General features: G+C 32.7%; 12 protein-coding genes. All 12 read right to left on the bottom strand.

Annotated features, from left to right (window positions below; genetic code table 11):
* Positions 1-42: 42 nt before the first annotated feature.
* Positions 43-3,279, bottom strand: a complete 3,237-nt coding sequence (locus tag BUB90_RS20690) for an FtsK/SpoIIIE domain-containing protein (protein ID WP_073291037.1) — start codon at positions 3,277-3,279, stop codon at positions 43-45.
* Entirely contained in the window at positions 3,248-4,948 is a 1,701-nt protein-coding gene (locus BUB90_RS20685) for a hypothetical protein (RefSeq protein ID WP_073291035.1), read from the bottom strand. The genes BUB90_RS20690 and BUB90_RS20685 overlap by 32 nt, the downstream gene beginning before the upstream one ends.
* 91 nt (positions 4,949-5,039) lie before the next feature.
* Positions 5,040-5,339 carry a hypothetical protein gene (locus tag BUB90_RS20680; RefSeq protein ID WP_073291033.1) on the bottom strand — a complete coding sequence of 100 codons (300 nt, stop codon included), beginning with the start codon at positions 5,337-5,339 and terminating at the stop codon, positions 5,040-5,042.
* A gap of 14 nt (positions 5,340-5,353) precedes the next feature.
* The gene (locus BUB90_RS20675; protein ID WP_073291031.1) at positions 5,354-5,680 is read right to left on the bottom strand and encodes a WXG100 family type VII secretion target; all 327 of its coding nucleotides are present in this window, start codon (positions 5,678-5,680) and stop codon (positions 5,354-5,356) included.
* Between the two features lie 18 nt (positions 5,681-5,698).
* Positions 5,699-6,019, bottom strand: a complete 321-nt coding sequence (locus BUB90_RS20670) for a hypothetical protein (protein WP_073291029.1) — start codon at positions 6,017-6,019, stop codon at positions 5,699-5,701.
* Between the two features lie 2 nt (positions 6,020-6,021).
* Complete coding sequence (locus BUB90_RS20665; protein WP_073291026.1) at positions 6,022-7,536, bottom strand: tetratricopeptide repeat protein; 1,515 nt, start codon at positions 7,534-7,536, stop codon at positions 6,022-6,024.
* A gap of 100 nt (positions 7,537-7,636) precedes the next feature.
* On the bottom strand, positions 7,637-8,206 hold the full coding sequence (locus tag BUB90_RS20660; protein WP_073291024.1) for a She9 / Mdm33 family protein: 570 nt from the start codon (positions 8,204-8,206) through the stop codon (positions 7,637-7,639).
* 149 nt (positions 8,207-8,355) lie between these two features.
* Positions 8,356-15,183, bottom strand: a complete 6,828-nt coding sequence (locus BUB90_RS23150; RefSeq protein WP_084139408.1) for an InlB B-repeat-containing protein — start codon at positions 15,181-15,183, stop codon at positions 8,356-8,358.
* Between the two features lie 46 nt (positions 15,184-15,229).
* On the bottom strand, positions 15,230-15,559 hold the full coding sequence (locus BUB90_RS20645; protein WP_073291022.1) for a hypothetical protein: 330 nt from the start codon (positions 15,557-15,559) through the stop codon (positions 15,230-15,232).
* On the bottom strand, positions 15,556-17,439 hold the full coding sequence (locus BUB90_RS20640) for a protein kinase domain-containing protein (RefSeq protein WP_073291020.1): 1,884 nt from the start codon (positions 17,437-17,439) through the stop codon (positions 15,556-15,558). The genes BUB90_RS20645 and BUB90_RS20640 overlap by 4 nt, the downstream gene beginning before the upstream one ends.
* Positions 17,432-17,593 carry a hypothetical protein gene (locus BUB90_RS23690; RefSeq protein ID WP_170865551.1) on the bottom strand — a complete coding sequence of 54 codons (162 nt, stop codon included), beginning with the start codon at positions 17,591-17,593 and terminating at the stop codon, positions 17,432-17,434. Before BUB90_RS23690 ends, BUB90_RS20640 begins: the two co-directional genes overlap by 8 nt.
* Positions 17,594-17,645: 52 nt before the next feature.
* Entirely contained in the window at positions 17,646-17,960 is a 315-nt protein-coding gene (locus BUB90_RS20635) for a hypothetical protein (protein ID WP_073291018.1), read from the bottom strand.
* Between the last annotated feature and the right edge of the window lie 142 nt (positions 17,961-18,102).

The raw sequence follows: 18,102 nt of genomic DNA, 5'->3' as shown, positions 1-18,102 counted from the left end.
TGAATGATTGGAATATCAAATTTACCTATCTCGCACAACATTTTATTCATACTCATGGGAACTCCTCCATTCTGTTTGATCTACTATAACCCCTGGAAGTGGAGGAAGGAATATCTGTCGTGGCTTCTCCATATTTTCACTCATCTTAATTATCGTGTTAACGATATAGGCTAGTTGGGTATCATGTTCATTGATATTTTCATTCTTTTTCTTTTCTCGTTCATTATCTTTTTTCGAAGAATAGAAACCAGTATTGAATTTTCCTGAATGCTTCACTTGTGTCACGGTAACTGCTGGTTCTATATTTAAGTTCTTATTGGCACCAGTATAGGCAGATTGAAAATATTCGAACCTAGTTCCAGTACCCACAAGCAGATATGCTTGACCATTAAGGGGCATCTTTGGAGCTGCTGCGACTGAGCTGCCGATCATCTCCTTTGATGCCTGTTTTGTCGCAACTTTCAAGCAGATTCTAGCCTTTGAATTTACTCTTATATCATCTGTGATAGCGCCTTCGATATTCTGAGAGACCAATACAATATGAAATCCCAAGGTACGTCCCACACGGGCAATTGTTGTAATCTCTGCAATGAAATCTACATCATTACTTTCATTAGAAAATCGCTTCAATTCAGTAAATTCATCAACAACCAATATAAGATGCGACAGCGTAGCAAGTTCTTCTACTTCCTTATTCAAAGCTTCTACTTGTTTCTCATTCAACTTTTTTTGTAAGGAAGCAATTGTTTCACTATTCCCCGATTGCTTCTGCAATTCTTTAATTTGTTTTATAACACGAAGTGCTCTTATGTATGAGTCTACATTATCGACACCGAAACTTGAAAGAAGTAACTTACGTCTCTTTATCTCCGCATTTAAGGATTCTAGAAAACGCTTTAACATATATGCTGCGGAAGTTCCTTCTTCCTCCCCTGCGGTATCCGTTACAACTCCCACGCAATGAGGTAAACTTCCCAGACGATCTGAGAATCCTCCACCTTTCATATCAACTAGCATCAAATTCAGATCCAAAGGCGAGAACTTCATGCATAATCCAATTAAATAGGTAATGATCGTTTCCGACTTACCAGATCCCGTTGTTCCAGCTACAAGCATATGTGGTCCATCGGCTTTCTCGTATAGATCAAGATATAAAGGACCATGTTCATTCTTACCGATAGGAACACAAAGGTTTCTAGTTACATCATTTACATCTATCTTCTTCCAACTTTCAAGCATACTATCCTTAATCTCATTATTCTGTACTTTTTCAGAGTTATACCCATAAAGTTCAAAAAGTGTAACCATCGATGGAACTTTACCATTTTCAGCAATCCTAGTGTAATAGATTGCACTTAATTGTTTGAATACCAATTCAAAGTTTTCCCTATACTTTTTCTCATCAAATATGTAATCATTTTCAAAATGTTTATATTCTATTAATTTATCTGTATCATTTGCTTTTGTATCATCATCATTGCCTTCACTTAAGACATTTAAAATCTCTCTAGTGAGAACATTGTACCGTAAACTACACTTTCTTTCATTAGAGTTGACATTGTGTATATCAACAATGTTACCACAGTACTTTGGTAATTTGTCTTTCACAGACTGGATAAATATAAAAGTAAGTCCATTGGTATTCACATAAGGTTCGCCTTCTTTAGGTACTTCTGGTAGGAATTTTGAAAAGCCAGTTTCCTTAATATCGTAATCATCAAAAACAATACATACGATTTGTGTAAGCTTCTGACTAGAAGTTTCCTCTTCTTTCTCTTCTTTCGTTGTTTTGCTACGTCCGTTCATAATACTTAAGAGTTGTCCAAACACAATTCCGGATTTGTCTTTATCAAATACAAATTGTGAAGTTCCTTCAAATAGTTCATTGGCATGAGGTAAATACTTATAATTTCCTAATATTTTATTTTTGTTAGCTGCATCTTCTTGATTAAAGAAGAATACAAACTGTAGATCTTCTGGGGAATGATAATAGGATAATTCAAATACAACATGTTGAACAAAGTTCTTAGAGGTCTGTTCATCGTTTGATACCACTCCCAAAGCACCACATGATTTCAAATCAAGTAACAATGGTGGTTTCGTATCATCATCACTTCTTAAGTAATTGAATCCAATAATTTCATTACTGTCCTTAGGATCTACTCCTTTATTAGCAAAATTATAAGCCAAATCTGTAAGTAAGAATTTATTCCTATCCTCTGCTTCTCTTTCATCTGGTGTCAGTTTCTTTTTTCTTTTGTCATCTTTTTTAGATGGAATCTGTATTTTGATCGTATCACCATATTTTTTATAGTATACATCATAAAAAATATTATCCTTCTTATCACTCTTGATTTCAAACAGTGGCTTCACTTCATTCGAAGTTCCTAATGATATTGTCATGAAATCATTATCATTTTGAGAACGCGAAAAAATGGCACTACTTATTTCTCCGGTATTATTAAAAAGGGTATCCATATTAGGATATACACTATTTAAATACTTGATATCACTTTTCTGCCATTCATTAATTGTTTTAATCTTCCTATGTATATAGTTTTCATAATTTGTTTTCCACTCTGCTACATCTTTTTTGTACTTCGTCTTTTGTCTTACATAGTTATAAAGAGTTGTTACCAGTGCCACAACACCCATGGCCCCTGACATTAACAGCATGGTATCTCCCATACTAGAAGCACTTGGTGATAATGACATGACAAGAGATCTGGCTAGCAACATACCACCAGTTGACAACAACGTTGGAATCATTACATCAATAATAGAGGCCTTATCTTTCCTTGGCATCTCATTAGCTGGAATAATATCAATGATCGATGGTTCAATTACATTCAGACGTCGTGTACTAATGTTATATTCAAGTGAATTCTCTGATTTTAATATATAACTTTTCTCATTCTTTTGAAATAATCCAGTTGACATTACTTCTATGTCAGTCGTAAACAACACACAGCTAGATGTAACAAAGCCAAGTTCATCCAGTTTCATATCATATACATATTGATCCTCAATTTTTTCTGTAAAATCAATTATATTAAAATCACCTTTTGCATTGTAGATTACCTGCAACTCCTTACGAGTTCGTAAATAATTATTCAAAAGCTGAAAGGCATCTTCATGGTCACTTAGTTTCTTCATGCCATAATATATAGCCTCAATAAATGATTTTAGAGATATATCTCTTAGCACAAGAAAAGATATTTCCTCTGAAATACTGTCACTTACAAATTTAGCAGAAATCATTATCTCGTTGTTCTTCATCTTCTAATCCTTTCAAATCCTTAATTTCTCCCCCTAGCTCATAAAGTAATTCTTTCAATACTAAACTCGCATCTGGAATTTTAATAGAATCTTTCATTATAGAATGTAATGTATAATCTTTAGTAGTTTCAACTTGATTTTCCTGATTGTCAGACTCGTTATGTAAAGGTTTGTTTATATTTATGATTGGAATTGAAGTTTTCACTACTGGCATGTTTGGTTTTAGTAAATCTGGCAAGTTAAATTCTTTTGATGTTGCAGTTATTTCATGAACATTAGGCAACTTTGGTGTATCCATTTTTAGCTCTTTTGTGTATGTAGATTTTGGAATACTCATTTCTGGAACCTTTGTTACTTCTATTTTTGACTGACTGAATCCGTTATATTCTTTTATATTAATGTTAGGCCTGAATCGTTTCGGTAAATGTACTGATGGCAAACTTTTCATTTCAAATTCTTGAATATTTACGTCAGGTTTAACAACAGTTGTCAACTTAACATCTTCAATTGGCTTCATTTCACCAAATGGTTTTCTATCATTATTAACCTTTATTACCTCTTGTAATTCTGGTAATTCTGCCTTAATTATTGGTATTGTAACCGAATGTTCTGGTATACTTGTTTTTTTAACAGTTGGCAGACTAGGAGAAATACTATTTTCCATTGGAACCGAATGGATCGGTGCATTTATTTTAAGCACCCTTGGTAAGTTTTGAGGAACAATTTTTGAAGACTTTTCAAACTTATCTATGTTTGTATTAATATCTAATTTTATAGATGATCTTTGGATACCTGATAGATTCAGTTGCGTATCTATATCCATTGAAGCTTTTTGGATCGGTATGTTCATTTTCTCTACTTCTGGTAGATTAGGCCTAGTATCTACGGCCATTGCAGCTTTGTGGTTTGGTATGTTTGTTTTTAGAACTTCTGGTAAGTCAGGCCTAGTATCTACAGCCATTGCAACTTTGTGGTTTGGTATGTTCGTTTTTAGAACCTCTGGTAAGTCATGCCTAGTATCTATAGCCATTGCAACTTTGCGGATTGGTATGTTCGTTTTTAAAACCTCTGGTAAGTTCTTTGTATTAACATTAGAAGAGGTTGCAATTTGTTCTACATTCATATCTAAATTAATAGATGGTTTTGTTATAGCAGGTAAACTTGGATGATCATTCGTAATTGGTTTGTGTGTTTTCATTGATATAGTAATCTTTTCAACACCAGGAAGATCAAGTTGTTCTAATTTTACTTCATTATAATTTCTGCTGCTAACCACAGGTTTAGTAATCAACGGCAGCTCTTTACGAGCAGATTCTTTCTGATGAAAGTATACTACCTGAATCCTCGGCTTCTTCATAATCATTGGAAGAACTGGTTTATCTTGTTCCAATGACTGAAAACTTACTACTTGTAGATTTGGTTTTTTTACAGAAACACTAGTTTTTAATGTAAATTCTGGATTTTGGTACTGGTTGATCTCTCTATCTTGAATAATTTCAATTGCTGACATCTCCATATTGTATTGCTCAACTTTAACATCTTCCAATTCTTCAAGTCGATTAACAAAATCAACCCTTTGTTGATACACATTACGTTCTTCTTCATACTTTACTTTCTGTTCTACATTCAGTAAAGATATCTCTTCTTCGCTTAGAACCTTAAAGACCATTTTGAAGCCCCCTTACCAATTGATTCGTTACTACATATAAACCTAGACCCGAACCATAGTTCATAGCAAATGATTCGGGTCTACATTAACTTTATTTACCGCTTATACTATCAGCTAATTGTTGATCTACTTTTTCAAAATTATCTCTATTACCTTCCAGTAATTTAGACATACCATCCACAGCTGTTGGTAAATCTGTTTCAACAAATGTTTTTACAGCACCATCTATTAGCGTTTTCAGTGCATCCTTTGCTGCACCCTCCATTTCAGTAATTGCTGAATTAAAATCAGTCACAAAATTTTCTCCTGCAGTTTTATAATCTCCATAACACTTTGTAATTGCTTCCACCGCTGTCACCACTTGTGCATTTACTATTCTACAACCAGCCATTCACTTTCCCCTCCTTATTTTTTATTTTCTTCAGCCAATTGATCATCTAAACCAACTGAATCTTGTGGAATTGCTTGAAGAATTCCTTCACACATTTTCTGTAAACTATCTAGTAAATTAGTTAATCCCTCACCTACTGCAGGTTCAATTTTATTTTCATAAAAGATCTTAAACCCATCTGCAGCATTCCCGCTAAAATTACTTGGAATTAATGTTGCCACCGTATCACTTAATTGCGTATGTAGATCGACGGTCTTTTTTCGATAGTCACTAATCACATTCAATGCATTATTCATCATTTCTGGTGTGATATTTACAGTACTTGTCTTTCCCATTGCCATAATAATATCCTCCTATTTTTAATTAAAATTTATATTTTGATTAAGTTCATCGAACTTAACCCAAACATCTTTGTAATATCCTGTCCCAATGATTTCATTTAATGTATCCGATACATGCTGAATAACGAGCGAAAGATCTTCAATCGGTTTGATTAAAACCTTACCAGCCTTCAATTCAATTGCCTTACCAGCAGGAGTAACCAATGCATTTGACAGGTCTGAATACATCTTTTCAAGTTTCTTTTTCAGTTCTTCAACTCTTTTTTTTAGAGCAACCATCTCAGACTCCGCTGTTGTAAATGCATTATCATCAAGATATATGTCATAATCATTTGCCATGATTATTCTCCTTTCGACCTTGCTTCTTCAATTTTTTTCAATATTGGTTCTTTCATCTCTTTTGCTAGTAGATTACAAAGTTGTTCTGCCTCATTATATTCTTTGATATCAATATAGCACTGTATTCTAAAATTCAATGCAGCCAAATCACTTGGATCTTTGATCATCGCATTCCTAAAGAATCGTATTGTTTCTTCGTATTTCTTTGTTGCATCCGGAGAACACATCTCCATCAAAGCATTTGCTTCAGTATATTTACCTATGTATGAATTGTGGATATTTTCACTTGCTTGTAATACCTTAGCATACTCAATAACCTTTTCATAATCCTTTTTCAAGGTATATGCACCAATATACAGTCTATTGATCTGATCAATATTCTCCTTCGAGTATTCTGCCTTCTCCGTTTCAGACAGCTTATGTACCTCTTCTTTTTCTTCTGTATCATCCTCAATCTCCGTGAAATAGTTTCTATTTCCGTCTTCGTCAGGTTCAACACTTTGGACCATCTCTTCCAAACCGTAATCTCCATATTGTTCTATGATTTTTTCTTTATCAGCTACCATCATTTCTTCTACATCATATTCTGTTAATTCTACCGGAACAAACTCCTTATCCAATATTTCAAACCCACTATTATATGCTCCAATTGGATTTTGCGCCGCATTTAGACAATGAATAGTTTGATCTGGCTTTTCAAGTTGTAGATTTATCTCTGCAGCATTTATATACCCTTCTATTACATTTGTAATTGTAGGCTTAACCGATTTTAAGGCTTTTTCTATAATTGTAAGTGCTGCTTCAAAATGTGAGCTTTCCTTATCAATATTGTATTTTTCAAGCTCTAATGTCATACTATCATTATATAAATCCATTGAAGGACTTGTATATTTCATTGCTCGTTCTAGTTCTTTTTCTGCTGCTTCTAGACGTTTATCCTGTACTAACAATTTAAATGCAATCTTATATCCCATGTATTCTGTTGGTGCAATCAGTTTCAACTGATTGGCAGTGAGAATACCGTTTCTAATATCTCCTTTAATACCATATAGAATAGCCTTCCGTTGTAGAATATCCATATCGACTCCTACTATTTGTTCCGCTTTATTAAGATTGATAAGAGCATCATCGTATCTTGCAATATCGAAACAACAAATTCCCAACACATTATACAATTGTGCAAGGTTTTCTGGACTACATCCTAATTCCTCTGCTTTAGCAAAATTTCTCATGGCATCCGCTATTTTCTCAGATGTCGCAAGTGCAAATCCCAAATCAAAATATCGATTACCATTCTTAGGATCAATTCTAATTGCTTGACTATAATTATGTATGGCTTCTTTGTAATTTCCCAAGGACATACATGCATTTGCTGCACATTTGTAGGTTTCTGGATTATCTGGTTCTAATCTCTTTGCTTGTGTCGCTAATTTTAGTGCTACGGTATCTTGCTGGTTCATAAGTGCTAGTCTTGAGTCTGCAAGAAGCTGTAATACATTTTCCTTATTGTCTGTCATATAAACCTCCTTACTATCTTTATGTTAATTTAGGTAATTGCAAAACTCTTTTACATGCCGACAACATATCTGTGTTTTAAGGCTGCCTACTACATACATGTTAATCCTCATCCTCTTCACTCATCTTTCGACTATAGTACTCCATATCTATTGATGCACTTGACCTAGCTGACTGCCAATCTCGTAAACTTGATTCTGTACTTTTAATTCTTGCTTTAATATCCTCCAGATTTGCTTTTGCAATTCGCAATTTCTCTTTTAGCTCTACAATTTTATTAGTTAATGTCGTCTTTTTTGTCTTCAATCCATCTATAATACCACTTAATGTACTTTTTGTTTTTGCCATCTCATTACTATAGACGTCTCTTAAATCTTTACTTTTAATGTCACTTGCTTTTACCATTCCGATAAAGTTGTCTGCAGCATGATCTGTCTTATTAGAAATATTGCTAATATCCTGATTTAGATTACTATCACTCTGAAGCATTTTTTCTACAGCAGAAAGAGCCTCCTCATGATCCTTGATATCAGTCTCAAGCTTATTAATCTCCTTGATCTTCTGTTGTTTCTGCATCTCTAATTCTCTTAATCTGTTATTACAACTATTAATTTCGGAGCAAGCGTTATAATATCTGCTACAACTACTACTATATTCACTCTCATAAGACATAACAATCCCCCTTAAATTATCCATGTATATAAAGGTTTAAAATCCTTTCTACATGTATACAGTAATAATAAAAACACGACATATTCTTCCTTGTATTTATATATTTTACCATTATTTACTTGCAATTGCAAACACTCTTTCTAATACATTTATTCTGATTCAATTCTTCTTTTTCTTCTTATATTTCGTGAAACAATTATAATCATTGCAGTAAGAGCAATCGCTGCTAATGTTGCAATAAACCACAACCAAAAATACCCAATATACATATATTCCCTTTCGCTAATATTAGTAGAGTTTCCTGCCATATCATTGATAATAACTCCAACACTATGCCATCCTTTGGTAAGAGTAAATTCTAGTGAATTGTTCTCGCTTATATAAGTAAATGGGATCTCTTTTCCATTATCATACACTTTGCATAGATCTGTATCAATTGGCTCACTTATGTTAGCCAATGTAATAGTACGGTCAAGTTCTCCATAATACCAATTCCACGATTTAAACTCAATCGGAATCTCACAGGTTGGCATGATATTATCAATATGCATTTTACCCAAATCAACTCTTTCATCTTCATTGTTAACAGTTAGATGCAATTCCATATCTGTATCATTCTGAAAATTATCTTTGAAATAATTAGCTTGCAATGAATAGCGATATATTCCTATTCCGTATAAACTATTATCAGTACTTATGGTCGCATCCGTATTTATCTCTAATTCATTGTTATCTCTCAAAACGATTTGAGTATCTGATTTCTTTTTTGCAAATACAAGTATATTAATATCACTAAAATCATCTGGTCGTTTACTGATTGCATCTCCATTTTCATATTGGAATGAATACAAACCAGTTTTATTAACCAAATTACTATCCATAATGTATGCCAAAACGTCGCGATCCACCAACCTAGCATATGTACTTTGATTCACTATACTTTTGTTCCCAGCTACATCGACTGCTGTTATTTCCAGCGCATAAACACCGTCTTTTTCAAAATTCGGAAGTGTAAATTTTGCTTCTTTTATAATACCAGTTTTATTCTTGTCTTCCTCCACATAGGTCCTCGCAGGTTGAACAATTGTTTGTCCTTCTGATCCTGTATAATCTGGTATGAAAGTGGTTAAAACATATTCTAGATGATCAAGATTCAAATCTTCAAATTCAATACTCGGTGCTAATTCGTCTTTTCTCGAATATGGATATATATCTAAAAACTCAGTATCATCTGATGCGACAAAATTGTCATTTCTTGTTTTCACTACTGGGACTGTTTTGTCTATTTCAAAAACTACTGTACTACTTGTATCCTGGCTGTTTTCAGCTAGATCAGATGTCTTCAATTCCACCTGATAAACACCATCTTCTGATATTGTAAATGATAATTTGTGCTTATCTCCAGACGATATCCACTTACTAATAGATGCAATATCACTCACATCCGTAAACCCAGCCCCAGTATGGGATGATCCTGCTGTTTTTCTTTTAATCGTCAAGTGAATTAATTGAGGATCAAAGTTATGCTCTGTCACTTCTATCGAAATAGTTTTGTCCTCATTAAAACTATTATTGGTTTTACTTGAGCTGAATGTAGAAAAATTATCTGCTGTAAGAGGTTTTGTTTTATCCACATAAAATAGTTTTTCATTCCCTCCACTATAACTAACGGTTGCAGAATGATCACCCAAATCTTTACCTTTTACATCTAAAGTGTAGTCTCCTTCATCAAAATTAATAACAGCCACATGTTTTATATTGGATTCTTTCTTAAATGAAACATTTGGTACATTACCATATGTATTTTGAATAATCGCCTTAATCAAATCTTCGTCAAAATTTCTTTCAAGTACAGTTATATCCGCAATACGGTTAGCATTATAATAATATGAACTCTTACTTACATCTTTACGAAATACCACATTGATTATAGGGGCTGTTTTATCAATAGTGATTTTCTCCGTCTTTACATTATCTTTCTTGTTATTACAATTATCCGTTACATCAAAAGCAAGCACTATATCGTTATCCTCTGACTTTAGCTTAAATATCTTTGATACTTTGGTTATAAGATTACAATCCATTTCAGATATTACCCAACCATCTCCAATATCATCTCCAACTTTATAACCCGTATTATTTATCGAAATAACTTTTCGTTCAAGTGTTTCCTTTTCTGATTGTTTCGAGTATCCTATTTCTTTTATTCCAGAAAGATTGTCAGTAAGCGAGACCGTAAAACTCATGTCAGAAACATACAACTTATTGCCATCCGCATCCGTATAGGAAGTATCATTATTGATTACAATACTAATTTTAGGATTACTATCATCGCTTACAAAGGCCTTTGAAGTTACTTCCATAGAGCTGTTTTTCGTATTATCAAGTGCCTCAAGAATGATTTGTCCTTTAAAACCTTTTGGTACAGCAATAGTTGCAATTCCATCAACTATAACTACTTCCCCACTATTCTCTCCCGTTTTTTTACCATTTTGATAAGATATCAAATGGTATTTTATTCGATCTAAACCCGATGATGGCTCCTTATCTGAAACGTGAACAACAGCTGTAAATTCCTCCTTAAAGAAAAATCCATACTCCAACTCATCTATAAACTCAGATGTATCACTGATTCCATCTGATGTAGTTGGAATAAAATTAATCCCTGTTATATTCGGTCTATCCGTATCTTTATATACCGTTTCACTTGTCATATACTTATTTCCAGCATTATCTACAACTGTTACCTCAATTACATAGGAACCATCATCAGCTCGTATTCCTTGGCTAGTGCTAATTTGAAAGACTTCTGCATGTGTTTCTGTAATACTAAAATAAGCATTTACTTCTTTTCCATTCATATCTTTTTGTATCTCTGTACCATTGATACTAATTTGAACAGAGCGTATACCAGAATCCACATCTTTCGCCTGTATATTAATCATAACATCATCGTTATAACTCTTTTTGTCATCTTTATCCGTATAGATTGCTTGAGGAACTGAGAATTCAATTATAGGATTAATTGTTTCAACCACTAACAAATTGCTTTTAATACTCGAATTCACACTAGACGGAGTCGTAGTAAAACTACTATTTTTGACATTATCAGTTGCGGTAGCTGTTAATTCTGCTTTCAAAATATTTGAATTACTAATTATTTCTTTTGGCAAAATAAATACTGCTTGACTCTTCCCTTCACCTATAACCGTCGTTGTTTGTGCTAAATCATCTACTGGATTACCATTAACATATAGAGTAATTGTACTAATTCCTGATGTTGCACCATTATTATCATCAGCAATTACAGTAATCCTCACCTTATCATTAAAGAAATTACCAAACGATAGATAGTTCAACATTACACTGTTCATATCACTATTCAGTTTATCAATATTAAACCCAACAATCTTTGGTTTAGTTGTATCTATATATACTTTTTCAGTTATAGTTTGTTTATTTCCATAATTATTAACAGCTGTAACTTCAATTATGTTTTCTCCATCAAGTGGTCGAAAATCCGTATTTACATTAAATGTTTCTTGCAATGTTGGAGACTCATAGTAATTAGCATCTATCTTTTTCTTTTTTACATCCGTTGTGATTTCTTGTCCATTTATCTTAATACCGATAGCATAAATACCGCCACTTTCCGTTGTAACCTTAATATCGAAGCCTACATTATTGTTATACCACTGTTTCTCCTCCTTAACATAACTAGCAGAACTCGTTGGTACAATTGATATTATAGGCTTTTCGTTTTTTATACACACCTTATCACTGTTAGCGTTAGTCACAACATCGGAAGGTTTTGTTTTTCCTTCTGATTCATTACCTGCCACATCGTTTATTGATGCTGTAATCTCATTACCACTGAAGTAGTCAAATCCTAAGTTGAATTTAGCTGAGGAGCCAACAACTGGTTTGGTTTCTACTGCATTTCCATCACTATATATTGTTATTTCTTTTTGACCAGAAGAAACACCTTCGTCTTTGGCTGAAACTTCAACTTCAATCGTTTTATTGAAGAAAGTCCCAAAAGTTAAAAAATTTATATTTTGTGGATCAACATAAGATTCGAGCTTACCAAATGTAAATTCTGTAATCTCCGGCTTTGTTGTATCTATATATACTTTTTCAGTTATAGTTTGTTTATTTCCGTAATTATTAACAGCAGTAACTTCAATTATGTTTTCTCCCTCAAGTGGTTGAAGATCTGTATTTACATTGAATGTTTCCAACAATGTTTGAGACACATAGTAATTAGCATCTATCTTTTTCTTATTTACATCCGTTGTGATTTCCTGTCCATTTATCTTAATACCGATAGCATAAATACCGCCACTTTCGGTTGTTACCTTAATATCGAAGCCTACATTGCTGTTATACCATTTTTTCTCCTCATTAACATTACTAGCAGGACTCGTTGGCTCAATTGATATAATAGGCTTTTCATTTTTTATACACACCTTATCACTGTTAGCGTTAGTCACAACATCGGAAGGTTTTGTCTTTCCTTCTGATTCATTACCTGCCACATCTTTTATTGATGCTGTAATCTCATTACCACTGAAGTAGCCAGTTCCTAAGTCGAATTTAGCTGAAGAGCCAACAACTGGTTTAGTTTCTACTGCATTTCCATCACTATATATTGTTATTTCTTTTAGACCAGAAGAAACACCTTCGTCTTTGACTGAAACTTCGACTTCAATTGTTTTATTAAAGAAAGTCCCATAAGTTAAAAAATTTATATTTTGTGGATCAACATAAGATTCGAGCTTACCAAATGTAAATTCTGTAATCTCCGGCTTTGTCATATCTATTTTAATATCTATTGTTTTTTCGTCAGAAACATTATTCGCGTTATCAACAGCATAAACATAGTATCTTTCATTATTATGCTCACCTGTACAAGTAAATGCATATGTTCCATTTGATATAGGAACTGTATTTGTTTCTTCTTCTAAAACTTGAGTTTTAGTTAATTGCACATTTGACCATACTACTCTTGAAAGTCCTGATGATGGATTCGTTTCAGAATCCTCATCCGTTACGTTTCCATTTACGATATAATCATGGTTTGTCCATTCCATAGCTGGTATATCTACAACACATGGTTCCGTTTTATCCATGATGATCTGAATATCTAATATATTTATTTCCACCCATCTGCTACCTAGTCTTTTTGAGGGATTATAAACTTCAATTCTCGATATTTTTTTTGAATCTGATATTTCTATCTCCGAATAAGAGGATATAAAATTCCTTTCTCCATTTATTCTAATCTTCGTATAAGGTAATTGAGGAGTTATGATTACTCTTGAGTCACCATTCAAAAAATTATAAACTTGAGTTCCACCTACAATTTTTGGATATCCACTAATGAGATTTTCAGCCATTAGCTTATAACCTGTTAAATCATCATCTATAGTTTCTATCCTACAAAATTTTATTGTAATAGTATGTGCTTCTGTAACAGGAAGTACATATTCGTATGTGGAATTATTGTCTATAAAGTCAAAATTATTGACAGCCTCCCCATCAAGAGTAATCTCCTCAACATCATATTCTTCGTCAGGAACGAGAATAAGTGTAAGATTCTCTCCATGATTAATATTCTGAGTTGTACCTGCTGAAGAATCTCCAACTAAGACTGAACCATTTTCTCCTGTGATAATATTGATATCATATGTATTAATTGCAAATGTAATCGTAATGAAATGATCGTTATCAATATTAGTGAATTCGTATGAATACTCTGTTAAATCATTATTATATACACAATCTGTTTGGACTACTCCATCGATTTCAACACTACTAATATGATAATTATTGTCTGCCTTAGCAGTAAAACTTGGGTTATCACCCTCTTTAGCAATTATGTATCCCCCACTAACTAACATATCTTCGTTTTCTTCCTGAAATAACTTTCCGTTCTCACTAAAACTAAATCTAACCTCCCATGTTTTCACAGTAAATGTAACTTCAACTATATGGTCAGTATTAATTTCATCAAAAGAAAAATCGTATTCCACCTTACCAACCGCATCAGTAACTGGTGAATTATCTATCATAAAGGTTTCAATTCGATATCCTTGGTCTGCTTTTGCACTTACACTCCTGCTAGAACCATAAGGAATAGAATCCTCTGATTCCGTGATTGTTCCATTCTCACCAGCGTTCGTAGTAATAGAAAATTCTTTTATCGAAAGTTTCCCATTCAAATCAAGAATATCTGTTTGACCATTTACAATTCCCAAGTACATCGGATTATTATACTTTTCATTTGCTGGAATAACTGTAAATTCATATGACTTATCTTTATAAACTGTGGCGCAAAAGGTTCCATCGTTCTCAAGGTTAACCGAACCATCATCGTATCCAGTATACGATACAGTACCACCATCACAATAAGGATTATCGCCTTCATCCACAATAAGTCCCCTAACTTCTATGGTTTCCAAAGGTTCAAAGTCAATAAGTTCAAACGATAAGTATGTATCACTAAAAGTTAATCCTAATTGGCTATAATCTTCATACCCTATCATACCAGTTATTTGAATATCGTATGTATCACTGCTATTGACAAAATCGTTAAATGTTACTTTTCCATCTACTACTTCTTCTGTTTGAATTTCTGTAGGATCTTCACTATTTTGGAGCGTAATAGTAATATTTCCACGAATAGATTGATCAATTAGAATCTCAAAAGTAGGTAGATTTTCTTCCTCTGTCGCAGGTGGTTCTTCTTCCCCTGTCGTAGGCGGTTCTTCTTCCTCTGTCGTAGGCGGCGCTTCTTCCTCTGACGTAGGTGGAGCTTCTTCCTCCGTCGTAGGTAGACCTTCATCTTCCGAAGTAGGTAACCCTTCCGCATACGCATTATTGTGAACCGCTGCAGATATTACATCAACAAACAAAATTACTATAATAAATATCAAAATAAAGCGTTTCATATATTTTTTTACATATCTATGCATATTATTACACCTTTCATATTCGTTGAAATAATAACATTGAGTTGTGTTATTTCTTACTTTCTTGTTGACTGTTTAAAACTGCTGAAAATTCTTTATAGAATTTTCCCTTTGTTTTATTTCTTTTATATTTATAAAAGTACATTAGAGATCCGATCAAAAAACACACTACTGTCATACATACAAAACCTACTAAAGGTATCATTACAAAAGGTGAATTATATTTTAAATCCAGTGCACTTTCTAGTTTAGGGTATAGTTCAGTGTATATAAGTATTGCAAACACTACAGAAAAAGAAACAAGGAAACATAGTAAGCTTTTTAAGTAAGCCTTTATGATATACTTAATAATTAAAACTTTTCCTGATCCTTTCTTCATTGTTTTTCCTCCTTCGTAGTAATATTCTTAAGGAATTTTTTTATTTCAGGTCTACTTATACCTTTACTTTTTGATATAATCGCTATATTTTCGTCATTATCTAACACATTCTTAAGTTTTACAACTGCACTGCGAAATTTTTCATTTTCTTGGTACTCATTCAAAGTATCATAGGCATGAACAATGTCAGTTTTACCTACTTCAACATTAAAGATTGCCCTTGCTAGTTCATAACCAATACTTTCATCTTTGGGATTTAATTTGATAATTTCAGTTGATATTTCTTTGAACTTTCTTGTATTTGCATTTTCCATTATTTCATCAATGCGCTGTGCTAACGAATTTTGATTACCAGCCAGTTCCAAAAGTTCTACAAGCATAGTAGCTTCAAAATCAGATATATTCCCATCTTGGTACGTAAAACTTGCAATCATGTTATAGGTATCATCCTTGCTATTAGCAGGAGCAGTAGTTATTAAATCTATAGCAATCTCGTCCAATTTATAGAACTGTGTATCATTATATGTACTAATTAGATTATTCCATTTACTCTGAGCAATATTAAATGCCATGCTTCGATAAATAAAATAAATAATTAAAAACAAAGAAAAGGATGCAAGCATAATACCACACGATTTAAATGCATTTTTAACTTTAATATTTTCCTCTTTTATAATCGTAGGTGCCGAGTCCTTTGCATTTTCAATATCTTTTTTTAATTCCTTATAGGAATGGTAATACTCTTTATTGTTCAAGTTGAAATAATTCTTATCTCGTTTTTTTGTACACTTTTTAATTATAGTTTCTAGTTTCTTATGATAGAAAATAGAGGTACAAGAGAAATCTCTGTTACAATAAATAGCATCATACAAAAAATTTTTTCTATAAAAGTCATGCATATCAGTTGAAAATTGCTCATTTTTAGTAACAAGCTCAAAAAGATTCAAGCATTCCCAAAATGTCACTCCCCATGAGAATATATCACTTTCGATGGACATTTTTCCCCATTCAATATCTCCTGTAAATGGAAATAATGAATCTTCAGAAGCTGTTGAATAACATTCTGGAGCAGCATACCCTAAAGTGCCATATTCATATGGTCTTTCTAGTGTTTCATTCTTATTATAATCTGTCTCTGATAAGTTGCTGAGGGCAAAACGATTAGCATTCGTAACCTTTTTTGATCTACCAAAATCTATAAGCACCAACTCTTTTCCGTATCTGGTCACCATTATATTCTCTGGCTTTATATCCAAATGTAAAATATGTTTTTGTTCTGTCACAAACTCCAAAATATCACACAAATTAATCATAAACAGCATAATCTGATTTTGATATTTTAGAATATTATCATAATTGTAACTAAGATTGACAGCTGCCTTTTCTTCTTTTCTAAACTCTGGATAGTTAACAACATTACTGAGTCCATTGTCTAGTAATTCGATCTTTCTAAGTTTCCAGTATTCTTCTCTACAATATTCCTCAAGCGACCAACCATCAATAAACTCTTCAATTACACAAAAATATGATGCAGTATCAATTACGCCAGTATTATTTTTATTACAAACCAAACTAAAATCGCCCATATCTCCAACTACATCTTCAATTCGTACAATCGATCTACACTCTCTTAGTTCTTCAAATATCTTACACTCTTCATTTCTAAAGATTTCTAAACGATTTACAACTTTTCCGTCTAATATAATAGATTTGGGTTTAAACTTTAAAACACAAGAGAACTGAAGTCCACCGTCTAGCTTAGTTTTAAGTCCTTTATAAACAATACTCTCTGTACCAATAGCTATAAAGCCGTCTTTATTAATACCATAAGATGTATCAATAATATAACGATATGAATTACCAACTAATTCACTACTCATACTTATCTATACTCCTTTGTTGTGTTTCGGCAAAAATCAAAGAATATATGGATTCTTGGGCATCTTCTTGAAGTACTGACAATTTCTTTATTTGTGATCTATTATTTATTAATACATCTGGTATTTTAGCATCGCCAATATCTGGTCTACTCATATGACTCTATCCTCTACAATTCGTATATTTTTTATTGTTACTCTTCTGCTTTTTATTCAGATTGTGGATTTTTATTAAATTCTCCAAGTTCATTATCAAGTTTCAAATAATTATCCTTGACATCTTTAACAGCACCGTTATTAATTACATCTAATATATCCTTTATTCCACCGATGTTTTCAAGAATATGTTTTACTTCCTTCTTGTATGCATCGGCTCCATCACCTTTCCATTTTTCTAGTAATGTAGCATTAATTTCATTAAATTGTTCCTTGATAGCATCAAATTCAGTTATTGCTTCTTCACTTTCTTTTTCAAATTGCATAATCTTATCAATGTCAGCTGATACAAAAGCAGTTCCTGCCATAATAATCATCCTTTCTTTTATCAAATTTCTTTTACTTCATCTTTATGTAATATTTACGCTTTTTATTTCCTTATTTTATCATATTTTTTAAAATTATACCACATATAAATTAAGTATGCAAATATATGTTATATAATGTAAA

Source organism: Anaerosporobacter mobilis DSM 15930 (assembly GCF_900142955.1).
Lineage (GTDB): Bacteria > Bacillota > Clostridia > Lachnospirales > Lachnospiraceae > Anaerosporobacter > Anaerosporobacter mobilis.
The sequence above is the reverse complement of the archived record's forward strand: the minus strand, read 5'-3'. Positions and strand labels throughout refer to the sequence as shown.